Genomic DNA, 18965 nt, shown 5'->3' on the forward strand with positions numbered 1-18965 from the left:
CGCGCACGATCATGCTCGGAGTGTCCGCACGTAATGAGCCTCTTCGGTTGATCGACCCGAGTGAGCCCTCGGCCGATCTCGCCGAGCGGCTGCCGTGGGCCGTCACCGTCGACTCGGCCTACTCGACCCGCGACGCGATCGACGCCCTCGCGGTGAGTCCGTTCCTGCGCGGCGATCAGCCATGCGCGCACATCGCGCGGTTCGAGCGGATCAACCCCGAGGCGCTGCTGCGCCCCGCGCACGGCCGGGTGGTGCGTTCGGTGCAGGAGGACGACAGCAGCGCGGCCCTGGTGGTCGGCGCGGGCTGGTCGTTGCGTGCCGTCCGGTGGTCGGGTGGGTCGGCGATGGTCGAGGTCACCGCCGAGACCGACGAACTGGCCGCCGCGGTGCTCGCCGAGTCGATCAAAGGCGCGGCGGCGCAGCCCGAGGTGGGCGAGACCATCGAGATGGGGTTCTGGCACATGAGTGGCCACGGGCCGCAGCGTCGTGGGCACAGCATCTCGGCACCGGAGTGGTCCGCGATCCGCGGCAACTATGCCGGGGACGTCGCGGGGGCCTTGGACCGCCTGATGGCACTGACCGCCTCCGACGTGCGCGGCCGTCTGGTGCTGCTGCACGGACCGCCGGGGACCGGGAAGACCACCGCGCTGCGGGCGCTCGCGCGGGCGTGGGCACCGTGGTGCCAGTTCGACTGTGTGCTCGATCCGGAGGTGATGTTCGGCAAGCCGGGCTACCTGATGGACGTGGCGGCGGGCGTCGACGGCGACGAGGAGACCAAACGCTGGCGGATGCTGGTGCTGGAGGACTGCGACGAGCTGATCCGTGGCGAGGCGAAAGAGACGGCGGGCCAGGGCCTTTCGCGACTGCTCAACCTGACCGACGGGATGCTCGGGCAGGGCAGGGACGTGCTGGTCGCGATCACCACCAACGAGGATCTGTCCCGGCTGCACCCCGCGGTCACCCGCCCTGGCCGCTGCCTCGCCCAGCTCGAGGTCGGCCGGTTGTCGCCCGCCGAATCGGCGGCCTGGCTGGCCGAGCAGCGGCACTCCGATACCCCGGCCGACGCCGCCTGCCCGGACGGCGCGACCTTGGCGGAATTGGTGGCGTTGCGCGACGGCGACACCCGGATTCAATCGGTCCGGGAAGATCCCATGAATTCCGGCCTGTATCTGTGATGCGTCAGCCGCTCGTTACCGGCTGCACGGAGTCTCGCGTTCTCCGCGGTGTCACCGACGTAGCCGGTCGGTCGGCTCCGGCGCGACTACTCCGGCATAGCGGCAGCACACCAGCACCGCGATCAGCGGAACGGCCATCGCGGCGGTCAGCGGGATCACCGCGGTGAGCCAGCCGATCACCGCGGGGCCTGCGAGCAGGCCGAGGTAGCCGATACTGAACACGCGGGACATGTCGGTCGCGGCCTTGTCGGAGCCGAGATTGCCTGCCGCGGTGAAGATCTGGGGGACGCTGCCGGACAGGCCGAGGCCCATCAGCGCCCAGCCGGCCAGGGTCAGCGGGATCCACGGGGATGCCATGATCAGGGCCAGACCGAGCGCGGAGAGCAGCATGCCGTAGCGGACCACGGCGACCCGGCCGAAGGCGCCGCTCACCCGATCGGCGGCCAGTCGGCCTGCGGTCATCGTGACCGAGAAGGCGCCGAAGGCCAGGGCTGCGGTGGCCGCGTCGGCACCGAAGTGCTCGCGTAGTTGCAGTGTGCTCCAGTCGCCGGCCACGCCCTCGGCGAGCAGCACTGAGAACGCGATTACGGCTAGCGCCAGTACTTTTCGGCTGTGCTCTCGTTGGTCAGTGGTTTTCGCCGCAGACGGGGAGTCTTCCGCAGAGTGCGGGCGTGGCTCTTTCCCGACGGGCGGTCCGGGCTCGGATTGTTTCGCGAGGGCCGGATCCGGCTCGGCGTCCTTCATCACGGACGTGCCGTGCTCGGCCGAGGACGGCACGTAGCCGTCAACGGCTTCGGGGATCCGCGCATCGGCAGCGCGTTCGGCTGCCCGCGCCGTGTCGGTGTCGCGAAGCAGTCGTGGCAGCACTGCAAGGGTAAGTGTCACGCCGCCGAGTGCGGCCGACCCCAACGTCATCCGAATATCCCACCCGGCCCGCAGGGTCGCCGCGCCGAGCAGCGAACCGAGCAACCCGCCACCGGAGAACAGCGCGTGGAATGCCCCCATGATCGGGCGCCCGTACGCCCGTTCCACGTGCACCGCTTGGGTATTCATCGACACGTCCAGTGCGCCGTTGCCGAAACCGAAGCAGGCCAACGCGATCGCCAGGCTGATCGGACCGGTGGCGAGCCCCGGTCCGATCACCGCCGCCGACATGATGATCGCGGCGGCGGCGACCAGTGTCCGGCTACCGAACCGGTCCGCGAGCGGGCCCGTGATGCGCATGCCGACGATGCCCGCACCGGCCATCAGCAGGATGAACATCCCCAGCGTCGACTTCGCGACACCGGTCCGATCGGTGATCAGTGGAATGTGCACGACCCACATGGCCAGCAGGAACCCGTTCAAGCCGAACACCGTGAACACGGCGACGCGGGCCACGCGGGTCGGTCGATCGGCCGTCGGAGTCAGCACAGTTTCGACGGTACCGATCGCAGTGCGGTGTTTCCCCACCCCCTCGGTATCGACAAGAGGTCGGCCCAACCACGCGGCATCCGGGGCGAGACATCGTCGGCCCGCGGGTCCGGAAACCGGATCGCGACGCTGCGATCCGGTTCCACGGGGTTGTCTGCACAGCCTCTGTACCTTTCAACCAGCTACTGGCCCTGGATGTTCCAGATTCCGGTGGCGGCTGTCTCCCGTGCGTATTCCGTGAAATCCTTGGGTTCGCGGCCCAGGGCGCGGCGCACGCCGTCCGCGGTCTTCGAGTTCCGGCCGTCCAGGATCGTGCCGAACAGATAGTCGAGCAGGCTCACCGCATCGGCGGGCACCTGGTACTCGGTCAGTGCCGCAACGAATTCCGTGCGAGAGACCGGGATGAAGGCGATCTCGCGTCCGGTGGCGGCGGCGATCTCCGCGACGGCTTCGGCGAAGGTCAGCGCGCGCGGGCCGGTCAGTTCGTATACCTCGCCCTGATGCCCGTCCTCGGTGAGCGCCCGCACCGCGACATCGGCGATGTCGTCGGCGTGCACGAACGGTTCCGGCACATCGCCATTGGGCATTGCGACCTCCCCGGCCAGGATGTAGTCGGTGAACGCGCCCTCGCTGAAGTTCTGGGCGAAGAAGCTGCACCGCACGATGGTCCACTCGAGGCCGGATTCCCGCACGATCTCCTCGCATTCCACCGCCTCCGGCTCGCCGCGGCCGGACAGCAGCACGAGCCGTCGCACCCCGCTCTGCACCGCCGCGGCGGTGAACGCGCGCAGCGCGTCGGGAGCGCCGGGTACCGCGAGGTCGGGCTGGTAGGCGACGTAGACGGCGTGCACGCCTGCCAGCGCCCCGGCCCAGGTCGCGCGGTCTTCCCAGCTGAACGGGGTGTCCGCCGAGCGTGAGCCGATCCGGATCGGGTGGCCCGCCTGCGTGAGTCGAGTCACGACCCGGCTGCCGGTCTTGCCGGTGCCGCCGGTGACGAGGATGTGTGGCTGGTTTGTGGTGCTGTTTGTCATGGTTGAAGTACACCGTCCGCCGCCGAGACTAAACATAGTTCAGCGGCTCACAACCATGCGTCATCGTCTACTGTTGGGGCGTGGATGCGCTCGCCAGTCTGCTCGAAGGCCCACGCGCTCGGGGCGCGTTTCTGATGTGCTCGTTGCTGAAACCGCCGTGGTCGCTGCACATTCAGGACGAGGCACCGCTCACCGTGGTGTCGATGGTGCGCGGCGGGGCCTGGGTCATGATGGGCAAGCACAAGCCGCGGCAGTTGAGCGAAGGCGATGTCGCGATCTTCCGCGGGCCCGACCACTACACCGTCGCCGACGACCCGGCCACCGCGCCGCAGGTGATCATCCATCCTGGCAATGTGACCAAGACCCCCGACGGTGAGATCCTCTGCGAGACATTGAGTCTCGGCGTGCGCCAATGGGGCACCGACGCCGACGGCGCGACCATGCTGGTCACCGGAACCTACGAGTCGGCGGGTGCGGCCAGCCAGCGCCTGCTGCGCGCGCTGCCGCCGCTCATCGTGCTGCAGCGCGGCGACTTCGATACCAGGCTGCTCGACATCCTGGTCGACGAGGCCATCAAGGACGAGCCCGCTCAGGGTGCCGTGCTCGACCGGCTGCTGGACATGGTGCTGATCGCCGCGCTGCGCGCCTGGTTCGCACGCAACGACGCGCCCGCCTGGTATCACGCCTACAGCGACCCGCTGGTCGGCAAGGCGCTGCGGTTGTTGCAACACAATCCGGCGCACGGCTGGACCGTGGCGGGCCTGGCCGAGGCGGTCGGGGTGTCCAGGGCCGCGCTGGCCCGCCGCTTCACCGACCTGGTCGGTGAGCCGCCGATGTCCTTCCTCACCGAATGGCGGCTCGCGCTGGCGGCCGACCTGCTCGCCGAATCCGACGCCACCATCGAGGCCATCGCCCGCCAGGTCGGTTACGGCAGCGCCTTCGCCCTGAGCACCGCCTTCAAGCGCCAGTTCGGCGTCAGCCCGCGTGACCACCGGCAGGGCGCCGCCCCTGCTGAGCTATCGTCGGCCGGGTGACGCAGCAGTATCCGGTCCTCTGGCCGATGCCGACCCGCTGGGCGGACAACGACCACTACGGGCACGTGAACAATGTGACGTACTACTCGTACTTCGACACCGCGGTCAACGCGTGGCTGATGCACGCCACCGGCACCGACATCCGCGAGCTGCCCGCCCTCGGCGTGGTCGCGCAGACCTCGTGCCAGTACGTCGGCTCCCTGAGCTTTCCGGACCAGTTGCAGATCGGCTTGCGCGTCTCGCGCCTCGGCCGCTCCAGCATCACCTACGATCTGGCCATCTTCCGCGAGGCGGATGGCGACCTGGAACTAGCGGCCACCGGCACCTTCGTCCATGTCTACGTAGACGCGGAAACCCGCAAGCCCGTAGAGATCCCAGCCGTAATCCGCACCGCCGCCACCACCCTCGTCACCGACGGCTAGATCCGGCTCAGCAAGGTGAGCGGATCCTCGAGCAGACTCGCGACGGTGGCGAGGAAGCGGGAGGCGAGTTCGCCGTCGATCATGCGGTGATCGAAGCTGATGCCGAGGGTGGTGACCGAGCGGATCGCGAGTTCGTCGCGGAACACCCACGGCCGCTTGCGGATCGAGCCGAGGCACAGGATGGCCGCCTCGCCGGGGTTGACCAGCGGCACGCCGGTGTCGACGCCGAACACTCCCACGTTGGTGATGGTGAAGGTGCCGCCGCGCAGGTCGGCCGGGCTGGCGCCGCCCGATCGCGCGGTCTCGGCCAGCCAGCCGATCTCCCTGGTCAGGTCGCGCAGGCTCAACGAGTGCGCGTCCTTGATATTGGGCACCAGCAGGCCGCGCTCGGTGGCGACGGCGACCCCGAGGTTCACGTAGTGCTTGGTGACGATCTCCTGATTCGCCTCGTCCCAATAGGTGTTGATGCCGGGGAACTCGGCCAAGGCCGCCAACGCCGACTTGGCGACCAGCGCGAGGGGAGTAAGTGTCAGCCCGGCAAAGGATTTGGTGCTGCGCAGGTGATCGATCAGCTCCATCGATGCGGTGCAGTCGAGGGTGACGAACGTGCTCGCCTGCGGGATGGTGCGGGCACTGGCCACCATGGCCGCCGCGGTGCGCTTGCGGACACCGCTGATCGGTGTGCGAACCTCACGGGCCAGGGCTCCAGGGTCGGTGGCGGCAGCTGGCTGCGGTGGGCTCGCCGATGTGCGCGGTTGCGATACCGGGACCGCGCCACGCACGTCTTCGACAGTCACCGCACCGCCTGGCCCGGAGCCCGCGACGAACCACAGATCGATACCCAATTCGCGCGCCAGCTTGCGGGCGGCTGGCGTGGCAGCGGCCCTGGTGGTGGTCAGTTGCGGCCTGGTGTTGTCCGAGAAGGGCTCTGCGGCATCATCTTCGGAGTCTTCGGTAGTGGTGTCTCGCGATTGCGCGGCCGCCGATTCGGTCGAATCCGCCGAGGTGTCAGCGGATTCGGACGGTGGCGCAGCGGCCGGTCGATTCGGCGAGGTCCCACCGTTCGGGCCTTGTCGCGAATCGGCGTCTGTGGCAACGGGCCGACGGCGCCGCGAGACCGCTTCGCCTTCCGGCCCGTAACCCACCAGTACCGCCGTGCGGCCCGCACCGGGTGCGTCGCTGGACATCTCGGCACCGTTCGCCCCGCCCGCCTGTGCGGGCGCAGCTTCCGCATCGTCGTTCTGCACGCGGATCAACGGCGCCCCGACGAGCACCGTTTCCCCCGGCCGCGCGAGCAACTCCACCACCCGCCCGGCGAACGGCGACGGCAGCGCGACCACCGCCTTCGCCGTCTCCACCTCGGCGATGGTCTGGTTCAGTTCCACCGCGTCGCCGACATCGACCGACCAGGACACCAATTCGGCGTCGGCCAGTCCTTCGCCGAGGTCGGGGAGCCGGAACTCCAGGACGTTGCCCGACTGGTTGGCGCGCTCTTCCACGTGGACACCTCTCACTACGGATGGACCGGCGTCAGGCGGCGAGGGTTCGATCGACCGCGGCGAGGATGCGGTCCGGGTCGGGCAGGTGGAACTTTTCGAGCTTCGCCGGGGGATAGGGGATGTCGAACCCGCCGACGCGCAAGACCGGCGCCTCCAGGTGGTAGAAGCAGCGTTCGGTGATCCGCGCGGCGATCTCCGCACCCAGCCCGGCGAAAACAGGTGCCTCGTGGGTGATCACCAGCCTGCCGGTCTTGGTCACCGACTCTTCGATCGTGTCGAAGTCGATCGGTGAGAGACTGCGCAGATCGATCACCTCGAGCGAGTGCCCTTCTTCGGCGGCGATTTTCGCGGCGGACAGCGCGGTGGCCACGGTGCCGCCGTAGGCGACGACGGTCGCGTCGGTGCCGGTGGCGCACACCCTGGCGCGGTCGGCGGGCAGCGCACCGTCGCGGTCGAGTGCCAGGAAGTCGACGTCGGCCTTGTCCCAGTAGCGCCGCTTGGGTTCGAAGAAGATCACCGGGTCGTCCAGCGCGATCGCTTGGCGGATCATCAGATACGCGTCGGCGGGGTTGCTCGGCGTCATCACCCGCAGCCCCGCGGTATGCGCGAAATACGCCTCCGGCGACTCCGAGTGATGCTCCACCGAACCGATGCCGCCGCCGAACGGTATACGAATCGTGATCGGCGCCTTGACCTTTCCCTGCGTCCGGTAGTGAATCTTGGCCACGTGCGAGACGATCTGGTCGAAGGCGGGGTAGACGAACCCGTCGAACTGGATTTCACACACCGGCCGGTAGCCGCGCAGCGCCATGCCGAAAGCCGTTCCCACGATGCCGGATTCGGCCAGCGGGGTGTCGATGACCCGGTTGTTGCCGAAGTCCTTCTGTAAGGCGTCGGTCACGCGGAAAACGCCGCCGAGGCGGCCGATGTCCTCGCCCATGAGCACGACCTTGGGGTCGTCCTCCAGTGCGCGGCGCAGTCCGGTGTTCAGCGCGCCTGCGAAAGTAGTGATCACGAAGGGACTCCTTCCGGTCTCGCGGCAGCCTCGCTGGGATCGCCAGCCAAGTACTGCGCGTACTCCCGTCGCTCCTCGGTGATGAGCGCATGCGGGGTGGCATAGACATGGTCGAACAGGTCCATCGGTCCGGGGTTCGGCATCTCGATGGTGGAGGTGCGCACCTGCCTGGCGACCTCGTCGGCGCGCTCGGCGACCTCGCGCTGGAACGGGTAGTCGAACAGGGACTCACGCTCCAGCAGCCTGCGTAGCCGGTCGATCGGATCGCGGCGGGCCCACTCCTCGGTCTCCGCGGCCGAGCGGTAGCGGGTGGGGTCGTCGGCGGTGGTGTGCGGGCCCATGCGGTAGGTGAGCGCCTCGATGAAGGACGGGCCGCCACCGGAGCGGGCGCGCGCCACCGCCTGCCGCGTCACGGCGAGCACCGCGAGCACGTCATTGCCGTCGACCTGCACGCCGGGGATGCCGTAGCCATAGGACCGGCGCACGATCGGCGTCTGACTCTGCACCCGGACCGGCTCGCTGATCGCCCAGTGATTGTTCTGGCACAGGAACACCACCGGGGCGCTCCAGCTCGCGGCGAAACCGAGCGCCTCGGCGATGTCGCCCTGGCTGCTCGCCCCGTCGCCGAAGTAGGCGATGGTCGCGATCTCGGCGCCGTCCAGGTGCGCGGCGTAGGCATAACCGGTGGCGTGCAAGCCCTGCGAGCCGACGATGATGTTCGGGTTGGTCATGTTGACCGCGTTGGGATCCCAGCAGGAGTGCGCGACGCCGCGCCACAACCGGGTGATCTCGGTGGGGTGCACGCCGCGGCAGTAGGCCACGGCGGCCTCGCGGTAACTGCAGAACACGTAGTCGTCCGGATGCAGAGCGTGTGCGGACCCCACCTGAGTGGCCTCTTGGCCGAGCAGCGGGGCCCATAGACCGAGCTGACCCTGCCGCTGCAAGGCGGTCGCCTCGGTGTCGATCCGGCGGGTCACCACCATGTCCTGATACAGCGCGCGTAGCTGCTCGGGTCCGACATCGGCGACCAGTGCCGCGTGCTCCCGATCGAGCACACGGCGACCGTCGGGCTGAACCAATTGAACCGGATAGTCGATCTTGTCTGGCATCGGTGACCGCCTCCTCACCAGGCAGGTGTGCTCTACCTCACAGCATCCACGATAATGCGATGTGCGCAAGTGATCGACACGCGAATACGCATAATGCTCAATTCTTACCGGTGCGCCGGTGTCATACTGCGTCGTATGACCAGAGAAAACGTCGACGTGACCTTGGACGCCACCGACGCCAGACTCTTGCTGGAACTGGTCGCCAACCCGAGAGCCACCGGCGTCGAACTGGCCGCGCGGCTCGGGCTGTCGCGCAATACCGTGCAGGCTCGGTTGTCGCGCTGGGAGGCGGGCGGTGTGCTCGGCAGTTTCGAGCGCAGGGTGCAGCCGCGCGCACTGGGCTACCCGTTGGCCGCGTTCGTCGCGGTGGTGGTCGATCAGCACCAATTGGACTCCGTCGTAGACGAACTCGCCGAGGTGCCCGAGGTGACCGAGGTATGCGGCATGACCGGGCTCACCGATCTGACGGTGCGGGTGGTCGCCAGGGACGCCGACGATCTGTATCGCATTGCCGGGCAGATATTGAAGATTCCCGGCGTCGAACGCACGAACATGGCGCTGGTGATGCGGGAGCTGGTCGGCCCGCGCACCGCGCCGCTGCTGCATCGACTATCGCGGGGCAACTAACCGCACGCCGGCCCGCGAAAGTGGTTGCCCTGCCTTCTTCTGCTGCTCAGCGGCGGTCCGGCGCGACCACCGCTAAGGTGCGGGAATGGAGATTTCGGGCAAGGTTGCGATCGTCACGGGGGCCGGCGCGGGAATCGGTGCGGCCCTGGCGCGCCGGTTGGTCGCCGACGGTGCGCGCGTGGTGCTCGCCGACCTCGATGCCGACGCGGCGACCCAGGTCGCGCAGTCCCTCGGTGCCGCCGCTGTCGCCGTCGGCGGGGACGTCGCCGACGAGCAGGTGATCCGTGCGCTGATCGATCGCGCCGAGGCCGAATTCGGTCCGGTAGACCTCTATTTCGCGAACGCGGGCATCGCCGGTGGCGCCGGGCTGGACAGCACCGACGCCCAGTGGACGGCGGCGCTGGAGGTCAACGTGCTCGCCCACGTCCGCGCCGCGCGGCTGTTGGTGCCCGGCTGGTTGACCCGCGGGACCGGCTACTTCGTGTCCACCGCGTCGGCGGCCGGCCTGCTCACCCAGCTCGGGTCCGCGCCGTACTCGGTCTCCAAGCACGCCGCCGTCGGCTTCGCCGAGTGGCTCTCGGTCACCTACGGCGACAAGGGTATTCGCGTGAGCTGCGTCTGCCCGATGGGCGTGGACACCCAACTCCTACACACCGGCTTCGTTCCCGGGGAGCACGCCGCCGACGCCGAACTCGCCGTGAAGGCCGTGAAAACCGCGGGCGCGGTGCTCTCCCCGGACCAGGTCGCCGAAATCATCGTCGCCGGCGTCGCGGCCGAGCACTTCCTGATCCTGCCGCACCCCGAGGTACTGAAGATGTACCGCCACAAGGGCACCGACTACGACCGCTGGCTCGACGGCATGCGCCGCTTCCAGGCCGCCCTGCAAAGCTGAGCCGGTCTGACGACGGCCGGGTCCGAAGACGGTGGATGGAAAAGGCCCGGGCGTACTCGTGTGATGTCACGCGGGGGAAACATTGTGGGCGCTCGGCGTAAAGAAGAGCGGCTAGTTCTATAGGTATGGCAGAGGGAAAGCATCCCGTCGATACCAGGTTGCCGTTCGGGCGGCAGCTCACCTTCGGCATCCAGCACGTGCTGATCATGTACACCGGCTGCATCACGGTGCCGCTGGTGTTCGGGGCGGCCGCTGGGCTCGACCGGGCCACCATCGGGCTGCTGATCAGCGCGGATCTGCTGATCGCCGGGGTGATCACGCTGGTGCAGAGCCTGGGGGTGGGCAAGCTCGCGGGTGCGCGGTTGCCGATCATCTGCGGCGCCACCTTCATCGGCCTCGATCCGATGATTCTGATAGCCAAGGAGTACGGGCTCCCCGCGGTGTACGGGTCGATGATGATCGGCGGTGTCGTTGGCGTCGCGCTGGCGGTGCCGTTCGCCCGCCTGGTGCGGTTCTTTCCGCCGCTGGTCACCGGGACCGTGCTCACCGTGGTCGGCGTCTCGCTGATCGGGGTGGCCGGCGGGCTGATCATCGGCAACGATCCGACGGCGGCCACGTTCGCCGCGCCGTCGCATATCGGCCTCGCCGCCGTCGTCTTCCTGATCGCCGTCGGTTTCCTGTGTCTGGGGCGCGGCATGGTCGCCCAGCTCGGGGTGCTGATCGGCTTGGTGGTCGGCATTGTCATCGCCATCCCGATGGGCCTGATCGACACCGACGGCATCGCGGGGGCCGACTGGGTAGGGCCGCCGAAACCGTTCCATTTCGGTGCGCCGGAGTTCCCGATCACCGGCGTGGTCGCGATGAGCGTGGTGATGGCGGTGGTGTTCGCGGAGTCGACGGCGAGCATGCTGGCGATCGGTGAGATCACCGGAAAGCCGATCGGCAAGGGCGATTTGGCGCGCGGGCTGGTCGGCGACGGGCTCTCCGGGGTGCTCGGCGGGGTATTCACCTCGTTCGTGGACACGATCTTCAACCAGAATGTCGGTGCTGTCGCGGCCACGCGGGTCTTCAGCCGCTACGTGACCGCCACCAGCGGGGTGATCCTGGTCGTGCTCGGGCTGATGCCCCGCTTCGGGGCGATCGTCGCCGCGATCCCCGAACCGGTGGTCGGCGGTGTCGGGCTGGTGCTGTTCGCCACCATCGCGATCGTCGGCATCGACACGCTGCGTAAAGCCGATCTCGCCGACCGGGTCAACGCCACCATCGTCGCCACCGCCATCGGCGTCGGTCTGCTGCCGGTCATGGCGAAGGAGATGTTCGTGCATTTCCCGTCCGCCGCCCAGATCCTGCTGACCAGCGGCATAACCCTGGGCGCGGCAACATCATTCACCCTCAACATGCTCTTCAACCACACACGGCTCGGCGTCTTCGCCCGAGGCAAAACCGCCGCCGAACCCCCGGCCGTCACCGAATCACGCCACGACATACCGCGGCCGGTTGAAGTCCGGCGCGTTCAGGTGCGGTGACTGAGAACTTTACGGACCAGCAGCCCAGCTACGAGTGCCCAGAAGGCGGCCCCGACACCGAGGAAACCGACACCGGACGCGGCGATCAGGAAGGTGACGATCCCTGCTTCGCGGTGTTTCTCGGCAGCGAGCGCACCGGTCAACGCGGCCGCGAGCGTGGCGAGCAAGGCAAGGCCCGCAACCGTTTCCAGGACCCCTTTCGGTGCGGTAGCGATGAAGGTGACCAGGGCCGCCGAGCCCAGCGCGAGCACCATATAGAGAGCGCCCGCGGTGAAGGCGGCGATCCAGCGTTTCTTCGGATCGGGATGGGCCGAGGGCGCCGCGGAGAGCGCGGCACTGATCGCGGCCAGGTTGATGGCGTGGCCGCCCGCGGGCGCGCCGACGATGGTGCCGATACCGGTGACGGTCATTGCCGCCCGCCACGGAACCTGGTAGTCGAAGGACTTCATGACCGCGGTCCCCGGAATGTTCTGCGACGCCATGGTGACGATGTAGAGCGGGATCGCCACACCGATCATCGCCTGCCAATTCCAGTGCGGCAGTGTCAGTTCGACTGTCGGCACCATCGCCGCGAAGTCGAGTTGCCGGTGCTGCACCGCGATACTGATGCCCGACCCGATCGCCGCCGCGCCGAACGCTGCGATCACCGCCCACCGCTTGGCCACCCGTTGCAGCACCAGCCACACCAGGATCACCGGCACCACCACCGCCGGACTGGTCCGCACCGCCTGGACCGGGGCCAGGCACAGCGGCAGTAGCACCCCGGCCAGCATGGCCTGCGCGATCTCCACCGGAATCGCGGCGACCAGCTTCCCGAGCCGCTGCCACAGTCCGGTGATCACGATCAGCACACCGGCGATCACGAACGCGCCCACCGCGGCGGGCCAGCCGCCGACCACCGCGCCCGTGCTCACCAGCAGCGCGGCGCCCGGCGTTGACCAGGCCACGGTGATCGGTATCCGATACCGGTAGCTGAGCAGCATCATGCCGACGCCGAGCGACACGCACACCGCCAGCAGCCCCGACGCGGCCTGCGCCGCATTCGCGCCGACCGCGTGCAGCCCGCTGAGCACCACGGCGAACGAGCTGGTGAACCCGACCAACGCGGTAACCACGCCCGCGCCGAGCGGCTGCGCGAGACCGGCTTCGGGAACACCTGCGGACGCGCGGTCGTGCTGCTCGGGCGGCGCCCCGGTAGCCGGGGAAAGGTTCGACATTGTGGCGATCCTGCCTGCAACTGGACTGTTCCGTCACGGTCCAGTCATCCGAAACTGGACCGAATTGCGGAATCGCGCGACCGGGGCGCGCAACGCCGCGTGCGCTCGGCGACGCACAATGGTTCCGCCGTGCCTACCGGCGAGTAGCGCTGGGGTGCAGCCACATTGCCCAGTTCAGATGCGTAGTCTGAGGGGTATTCGGTGCGCGAGGGTGCGATTACTGGACTAGGAGCTGGGTTGAGCGCGGTACTGATCTCGCCGGAAGAGCTTCGGGAAGTGTTGTCGGACAAGCGGGTTCGCCTGCTGGATGTCCGATGGGCACTGGGGGACCCGGACGGCCCGCAACATTATCTGAACGGCCACATCCCCGGCGCGGTGTTCGTCGACATGGAGACCGAGCTGGCCGCGCCGCCGTCGCCCACCCGAGGCAGGCACCCGCTGCCGGACATCGCGCAGCTGACCAAGTGCGCCCGCAGCTGGGGCATCCGCCAGGGTGATCCGGTGGTGGTCTACGACGCGACCGGCGGCATGGCGGCCGCCCGCGCCTGGTGGTTGCTGCGCTGGGCCGGCATCGCCGACGTGCGGATACTCGACGGCGGACTGCCCGGCTGGACCAACGCGGGCGGCGAACTCGCCACCGGCACCGAACCCGACCCGGAACCCGGCGATGTCGAGCTGAGCCCGGGTCACCTGAAGGTCATTGATGCCGACGAGGCCGCCCGTTGGCGCGGTGTGCTGCTCGACGCCCGCGCGGGCGAACGCTACCGCGGCGAGGTCGAGCCGATCGATCCGCGCGCAGGACACATCCCCGGCGCCATCAGCGCACCCACCGCCGAAAACTTGGACGCCAACGGGCATTTCCGCGCCCCGGCCGAACTGCGCGACCGCTTCGCCGGATTCACCGCCGAACCGGTCGCGGTGTACTGCGGCTCCGGTGTCACCGCGGCCCATCAGGTGGCGGCGCTGGCCGTCGTCGGCATCGACGCGGCGCTGTATCCGGGTTCCTGGTCGCAATGGTCGAACGACCCGAAGCGGCCCGTCGCGACCGGCAGTTGAGCTCAGGGACAGGCCCGCGCGACACCCTGCAGCGCAATGTTGTCGGCCGCGGTCAGCGGTAGGTCGTAGCGCGCGGCCGCGGCGAGGTACTTGCCCGCGAAGAAGCAGTGGTTGGCGCGGGCCGGTGGCAGCCACTCGGCGGGCGTCTTGTCACCCTTGGCCTGGTTGGTGCGCCCCTCGGTGGCGAGCAGGTTGACCTCGACGTCGTTGGCGAAGCGGACGCGGCGCTCGAGCGGCCAGTGGGCGGCGCCCAGATCCCACGCGGCGGCCAGCGAGTACACGTGGTCGATCTGTATGTCGTTGGCGTCAGCCTTGTCGAAGCGGATCTGCTTGCCCGCGTACGGGTCGTGCAAGAGACCGCCGACGACCACGCAGTCGCGGGTGCCCGGCCGGAAACTCACCTCGGTGAGCTGCAACGCGAGCACATTGTTGCGGGTGTCGCAGCCGTCGTGACCGCCGGGCGCGTCGTGGTCATCGGTCCAGGCGGGCCCGAACACGCAGCCCTGCCCCGGTTTGCAGCCACGGTCGTAACCGCCGGGATGCGGCCGGTCCGGCACCACCCGCACGGCGGCGAGCAGCTGCTCCAACTCCACCCGCGTCGGGCTCCCCGGCGCTGGTGCCACCGGTGCCAGGCTGAGCTGGTCGCATCCGACGGCGAACAGCACGACGAGCGCGCCGAGCAGCCAACGCCGAAGGTCCATGGCGTCAGCTGTACTCGGATGGACCGACATTCGTAGAACCCGTAGCGAGAGCAGTTGTCAGGAACGGTGCAGGACAACCCTCACAACCAGGCGCGGGCGAGCAGGTCGTCGTCGGCGACCTCGCTCGCCCGCGGCGGGAACCGGGTGGCCGAGATCGACTCGGCGTTCGCGCCGTCGTGCCCGATCAGCCACGAGCCGCCGCGCTCCTCGCACTCGGCGAGCTTGGCGAAGGTGGCGAGCAGGAAGGTGATGGCCTCGTGCGGGTCGAGGGTTCGGGCCAGGCGCTGTGATTCACCGGGGCGGGACAGGTCCAGCCACACGCCGGACTGACCGTCGAGCCGCATGCCGACCATCTTCTCAGCGTTGATGAAGGTGAATTTGCGCCGCTCCCACGGCGTCGTCGGCGTGAAGCTCTGCTCGAGAACCTGGAGCAGAATCGTCATGATTGCCTCCGTTGACCAGCGGATATTCAAGTATGTTCCGCTGCGCCGCAGAAAGCCAGAGCAGTGCGATCGCGGTGGCTGCGTCGGTGTCGGACCCACCTGCTTGGATGGGCTGATGCTGCACGGTCTGTGGTCGCCGGGCTCCGGGTTGCTGCTCTGGCACGACGCCCCCCTCGCCGCGCTGCCCGACCCGTTGGGCAGCGTTCTGCGCGCGTCGAAATTCCGGCACCGGGCAGACGTGCTGGTCATCGGGCCGGACGGCACGGCGACCGAGCAGGTCCGTGCACACGCGATGGCACCGGCGGCTGCCGCGGCGGCGTTGCGGCAGCGACTCCCGGCCGAGGCGGTGGCGGGCGACCTGCGTTTCCTCGCGCATGTCGCGCGCGGTGTCGAGCGCTGGGTGCGCGCCGGGCGGATCGTGCCGGAACTGCGCCGCGCCGACGGTCAGTGGTGGGTGCGCTGGCGGCTGGTCGGCGGCGAACGGCAGCGGGCCTGGCTGGCCGAGTTGGCGGTGGCCATGCCCGCCGCATTGCGAGTGGCGGGGCGGCCCAACGCGGTGCTCGACGACCTGGTCACCGAACTCACCGACCCGATCGCCCGCTCCATGATCGACCAGCCCGACTCGGTGCATCCACTGGTCGACGCGCTCGTGCGCGACATCGCCCTGGACGCGGGCAGCTACCGGGTGGCCGAAACACTGGAGCACTGGCGGGCCACCCTGACCGGTGACGAGCCGGAACTGGTGCTGCGCCTGCTGGAACCGGACGGCGACCTCGGTACCGCGGACGAGTCGGTGGCGCTGTGGCGGCTGGAGGTCTGCCTGCGTGTCGACGGCGAGGCGCCGAACCCCGTGCAACTGCAGGGTGATCCGGATCTGCTCCGGGTCGCCGTCGAGCAGCTCGGCGAGGCGCAGCGGGCGTACCCCCGGCTGCGCGACCTGCCGAGCGATCCGCGCTCGATGGACCTGCTGTTGCCGACCGAGGTCGTCGTCGACCTGGTCGAGCACGGCGCGCACGCCCTGCAGGCCGCCGGGGTTCGGCTGTTGCTGCCGCGCGCCTGGAACGTCAGTGCCCCGACCATGCGGCTACGGGTGGAGAGTGCGGTGCCCGCCGCCGAAAGCACCGTCGGCATGCCGGGACTCGTCTCCTACCGCTGGGAACTCGCACTCGGCGACACGGTGCTCACCAAGGCGGAGATGGAGCGGCTGGTCCGCAGCAAATCGGATCTGGTGCAGCTGCGCGGTGATTGGGTGCAGGCCGATCACAAGGTGCTGGCCGCCGCCGCCCGCTACGTGGCCGCGCACACCGACACCTCCGAGATCACCTTCGCCGACCTGATCGGCGAACTCGCGGGCGGCCGGGTGGAGCAGGTGCCGGTCACCGAGGTCACCGCCACCGGGTGGGCCGCCGACATCCTGGATCGGACCCGTGAACTGGAGCCGATCGCCCCGCCGGTGGGATTGAAGGCGCAGCTGCGGCCGTACCAGGAACGTGGCCTCGCCTGGCTGGTCACCATGAGCCGCATGGGTTTCGGCGCGATCCTGGCCGACGACATGGGGCTCGGCAAGACCGTTCAGGTGCTCGCGCTGCTGGTGCACGAGCGCGAGGCGGCGCACGTGCGGGACCGGCGGACCGCGAAGCCGAGCCGTAAGGCGGCCGAGGCGAAGGTAGCCGATGGCGCGGTGGTGTTGTCGCTGGATGCCGCGCGGCGGCGGAAGGCCGCCGGCGATTCCGGCGCTGCTGTACCGGGGCCCACGCTGTTGGTCTGCCCGATGTCGGTGGTCGGCAACTGGCAGCGCGAGACCGAGCGTTTCGCCCCGGACCTGCGCGTGTGGGTGCACCACGGTGCGGGCAGGCGCTCCGGCGCGGAGCTGGACGCGGCGGTGGCCGGGTCCGATCTGGTGATCACGACCTACTCGCTGCTCGCGCGGGACCTCGACGAGCTGAAGCGGCAGACGTGGGACCGGATCGTGCTCGACGAGGCGCAGCACATCAAGAACGCGGCAACCAGGCAGTCGCGCGCGGCGCGTTCGCTGCCCGCGCGACATCGGCTGGCGCTCACCGGAACTCCGGTGGAGAACCGGCTGGAAGAGCTGCGTTCGATCATGGATTTCGCGGTGCCGAAGGTGCTCGGCAGTCCGCAGACGTTCCGCGCCCGCTTCGCCGTGCCCATCGAACGCGAGCGTGACGAGAACGCGATCAGCAGGCTGCGGATGATCACCCAGCCGTTCGTGCTGCGCCGGGTGAAGACCGACCCGGCGGTGATCACCGATCTGCCGGACAAGCTGGAGATGACGGTGCGCGCCAACCTGACCGTCGAGCAGGCCGCGCTGTATCAGGCGGTGGTCGACGACATGCTGGCCAAGATCAAGGACGCGAAAGGCATGGCGCGCAAGGGCGCCGTGCTCAGCGCGCTGACCAGGCTCAAGCAGGTGTGCAACCATCCTGCGCACTTCCTCGGTGACGGCTCCGGGGTGCTGCACCGCGGCAGCCATCGCTCCGGCAAGCTCGCGCTGGTGGAGGACGTGCTGGACGCGGTGCTCGCCGACGGCGAGAAAGCGTTGCTGTTCACCCAGTTCCGTGAGTTCGGCGAACTCATCGCGCCCTACCTGGTCGAGCGCTTCGGCACGGAGGTGCCGTTCCTGCACGGCGGGGTGCCCAAGCAGCGGCGCGACACCATGGTCACCCGGTTCCAGGAAACGGCGGGGCCGCCGTTGATGTTGTTGTCGCTCAAGGCCGGTGGCACCGGCCTGAACCTGACCGCCGCCAATCATGTCGTGCACCTGGACCGCTGGTGGAACCCGGCGGTGGAGAACCAGGCCACCGACCGTGCGTACCGGATCGGACAGCAGCGCAATGTGCAGGTGCGCAAGCTGGTCTGCGTCGACACCATCGAAGAGCGGATCGACGAAATGATCAACGGCAAAAGGCAACTCGCCGATCTGGCCGTCGGCGTGGGGGAGAACTGGATCACCGAGTTGAGCACCGATGACCTACGTGAGCTGTTCACGCTCGGGGCGGAGGCGGTCGGCGAATGAGTCCGTATATCGACTACAGCGAGTTCGGTAAGCGCCGTCCGGTCCGCGGCGGGGTCGAGGCCCGCAGCCGCCGCGGCGGTTTCGGGCGCACCTGGTGGGGCAAGGCGCTGATCGACGCGGTCGAGCAGATGGCCGACGCCGGACGTATGTCGCGCGGGCGCACCTACGCGCGGGCCGGGCAGGTGGTGAGCTACCGGATCGAGCCCGGCGCGGTGACCGCGGAGGTGCAGGGCAGTCAGCCGCGCCCGTTCACCGCGGTGTTCACCGTCCGGCCGCTGCGCGAAGAGGAAATCGAGCTGCTCATCGAGACCATCCGCGACGCGCCCGGCATGCTCGCCGAGATCGCCTCCGGCGCACTGCCGACCGCGCTCGGTCCGCTGCTGCTGCCGACCACGGCGGCCGACCTGGATTTCACCTGTAGCTGCCCCGACCCGGGCTGGCCGTGTAAGCACGTCGCCGCGGTCTGCTACCTGCTCGCCGAACGACTCGACGAGCGGCCCAGGGAGATCCTCGCGCTGCGCGGCCTCGACCTGGACACGCTCATCGGCGGTATCGAACGCGACCTGCGCGCCGTGGACTCCGACGATCCCTACGGCAACGATGCCGCGCTGCCGGATCTACCGAAGGTCGAATTCCGGCCTGCCCCCGACGATCTGGATCCATTGTTGCTGCGCAAGGCGATGCGGATGACCTCGGCCGAGGAGCCGATCGCCGCGGCGGGGCTGCGTGAGCTCACCGCGTTGTATCGAATGTTCGACAGCTGATCGA

The 18965-nt window shown here is 69.0% G+C and carries 17 protein-coding genes; 9 read left to right on the plus strand and 8 right to left on the minus strand.

Annotated features, from left to right (window positions below; translation table 11 throughout):
• Positions 1-47 precede the first annotated feature (47 nt).
• Positions 48-1175, plus strand: coding sequence for a DUF5925 domain-containing protein (locus ACIHA7_RS31280; protein WP_397294473.1), 1128 nt, complete (start codon positions 48-50; stop codon positions 1173-1175).
• Between the two features lie 51 nt (positions 1176-1226).
• Here the strand turns inward: ACIHA7_RS31280 and ACIHA7_RS31285 are convergent, their stop codons facing one another.
• Both ACIHA7_RS31285 and ACIHA7_RS31290 read right to left on the minus strand, forming a co-directional pair.
• The gene (locus ACIHA7_RS31285) at positions 1227-2588 is read right to left on the minus strand and encodes an MFS transporter (RefSeq protein ID WP_397294474.1); all 1362 of its coding nucleotides are present in this window, start codon (positions 2586-2588) and stop codon (positions 1227-1229) included.
• 182 nt (positions 2589-2770) lie between these two features.
• The gene (locus ACIHA7_RS31290; protein ID WP_397294475.1) at positions 2771-3619 is read right to left on the minus strand and encodes an SDR family oxidoreductase; all 849 of its coding nucleotides are present in this window, start codon (positions 3617-3619) and stop codon (positions 2771-2773) included.
• A gap of 80 nt (positions 3620-3699) precedes the next feature.
• On the opposite strand from ACIHA7_RS31290, the gene ACIHA7_RS31295 reads away from it, so the two are divergent.
• Both ACIHA7_RS31295 and ACIHA7_RS31300 read left to right on the plus strand, forming a co-directional pair.
• Entirely contained in the window at positions 3700-4653 is a 954-nt protein-coding gene (locus ACIHA7_RS31295; protein ID WP_397294476.1) for an AraC family transcriptional regulator, read from the plus strand.
• Between the two features lie 26 nt (positions 4654-4679).
• Positions 4680-5075 carry an acyl-CoA thioesterase gene (locus ACIHA7_RS31300; RefSeq protein ID WP_397294582.1) on the plus strand — a complete coding sequence of 132 codons (396 nt, stop codon included), beginning with the start codon at positions 4680-4682 and terminating at the stop codon, positions 5073-5075.
• On the opposite strand, the gene ACIHA7_RS31305 is transcribed toward ACIHA7_RS31300, so the two are convergent.
• From ACIHA7_RS31305 to pdhA, 3 genes are read right to left on the minus strand one after another with little or no spacing between them, the layout of a single operon-like run.
• Positions 5072-6574, minus strand: a complete 1503-nt coding sequence (locus ACIHA7_RS31305) for a dihydrolipoamide acetyltransferase family protein (RefSeq protein ID WP_397294477.1) — start codon at positions 6572-6574, stop codon at positions 5072-5074. The genes ACIHA7_RS31300 and ACIHA7_RS31305 overlap by 4 nt on opposite strands.
• Before the next feature lie 31 nt (positions 6575-6605).
• Positions 6606-7589 carry an alpha-ketoacid dehydrogenase subunit beta gene (locus ACIHA7_RS31310; RefSeq protein WP_397294478.1) on the minus strand — a complete coding sequence of 328 codons (984 nt, stop codon included), beginning with the start codon at positions 7587-7589 and terminating at the stop codon, positions 6606-6608.
• The gene (gene pdhA / locus ACIHA7_RS31315; protein WP_397294479.1) at positions 7586-8698 is read right to left on the minus strand and encodes a pyruvate dehydrogenase (acetyl-transferring) E1 component subunit alpha; all 1113 of its coding nucleotides are present in this window, start codon (positions 8696-8698) and stop codon (positions 7586-7588) included. Before pdhA ends, ACIHA7_RS31310 begins: the two co-directional genes overlap by 4 nt.
• Before the next feature lie 135 nt (positions 8699-8833).
• On the opposite strand from pdhA, the gene ACIHA7_RS31320 reads away from it, so the two are divergent.
• The 3 genes from ACIHA7_RS31320 to ACIHA7_RS31330 all read left to right on the plus strand — a co-directional run bounded on the left by ACIHA7_RS31320 (position 8834) and on the right by ACIHA7_RS31330 (position 11743).
• Entirely contained in the window at positions 8834-9325 is a 492-nt protein-coding gene (locus tag ACIHA7_RS31320) for an Lrp/AsnC family transcriptional regulator (RefSeq protein WP_107660062.1), read from the plus strand.
• An 85-nt stretch (positions 9326-9410) separates the two neighbouring features.
• Positions 9411-10217 (plus strand): SDR family oxidoreductase, encoded by an 807-nt coding sequence (locus ACIHA7_RS31325; RefSeq protein ID WP_397294480.1) that lies wholly within the window; start codon positions 9411-9413, stop codon positions 10215-10217.
• Positions 10218-10342: 125 nt separating this feature from the next.
• The gene (locus tag ACIHA7_RS31330) at positions 10343-11743 is read left to right on the plus strand and encodes a uracil-xanthine permease family protein (protein WP_397294481.1); all 1401 of its coding nucleotides are present in this window, start codon (positions 10343-10345) and stop codon (positions 11741-11743) included.
• Here ACIHA7_RS31330 and ACIHA7_RS31335 read toward each other — a convergent pair.
• Positions 11731-12960 carry a benzoate/H(+) symporter BenE family transporter gene (locus ACIHA7_RS31335; protein ID WP_397294482.1) on the minus strand — a complete coding sequence of 410 codons (1230 nt, stop codon included), beginning with the start codon at positions 12958-12960 and terminating at the stop codon, positions 11731-11733. The two genes, ACIHA7_RS31330 and ACIHA7_RS31335, sit on opposite strands and share 13 nt — an antisense overlap.
• Before the next feature lie 237 nt (positions 12961-13197).
• On the opposite strand from ACIHA7_RS31335, the gene ACIHA7_RS31340 reads away from it, so the two are divergent.
• Complete coding sequence (locus ACIHA7_RS31340) at positions 13198-14016, plus strand: sulfurtransferase (protein WP_397294483.1); 819 nt, start codon at positions 13198-13200, stop codon at positions 14014-14016.
• Between the two features lie 2 nt (positions 14017-14018).
• Here the strand turns inward: ACIHA7_RS31340 and ACIHA7_RS31345 are convergent, their stop codons facing one another.
• Entirely contained in the window at positions 14019-14717 is a 699-nt protein-coding gene (locus ACIHA7_RS31345) for a DUF1524 domain-containing protein (RefSeq protein ID WP_397294484.1), read from the minus strand.
• An 80-nt stretch (positions 14718-14797) separates the two neighbouring features.
• Complete coding sequence (locus tag ACIHA7_RS31350; RefSeq protein WP_135235032.1) at positions 14798-15160, minus strand: hypothetical protein; 363 nt, start codon at positions 15158-15160, stop codon at positions 14798-14800.
• Positions 15161-15275: 115 nt separating this feature from the next.
• Between ACIHA7_RS31350 and ACIHA7_RS31355 the strand changes: the two genes are divergently transcribed.
• Together ACIHA7_RS31355 and ACIHA7_RS31360 are read left to right on the plus strand one after the other, a co-directional pair.
• Complete coding sequence (locus ACIHA7_RS31355; RefSeq protein ID WP_397294485.1) at positions 15276-18197, plus strand: DEAD/DEAH box helicase; 2922 nt, start codon at positions 15276-15278, stop codon at positions 18195-18197.
• On the plus strand, positions 18194-18961 hold the full coding sequence (locus ACIHA7_RS31360; RefSeq protein ID WP_397294486.1) for an SWIM zinc finger family protein: 768 nt from the start codon (positions 18194-18196) through the stop codon (positions 18959-18961). The genes ACIHA7_RS31355 and ACIHA7_RS31360 overlap by 4 nt, the downstream gene beginning before the upstream one ends.
• Positions 18962-18965: the final 4 nt, after the last annotated feature.

The organism is Nocardia sp. NPDC052316 (assembly GCF_044547795.1).
Classification (GTDB): Bacteria; Actinomycetota; Actinomycetes; order Mycobacteriales; family Mycobacteriaceae; genus Nocardia.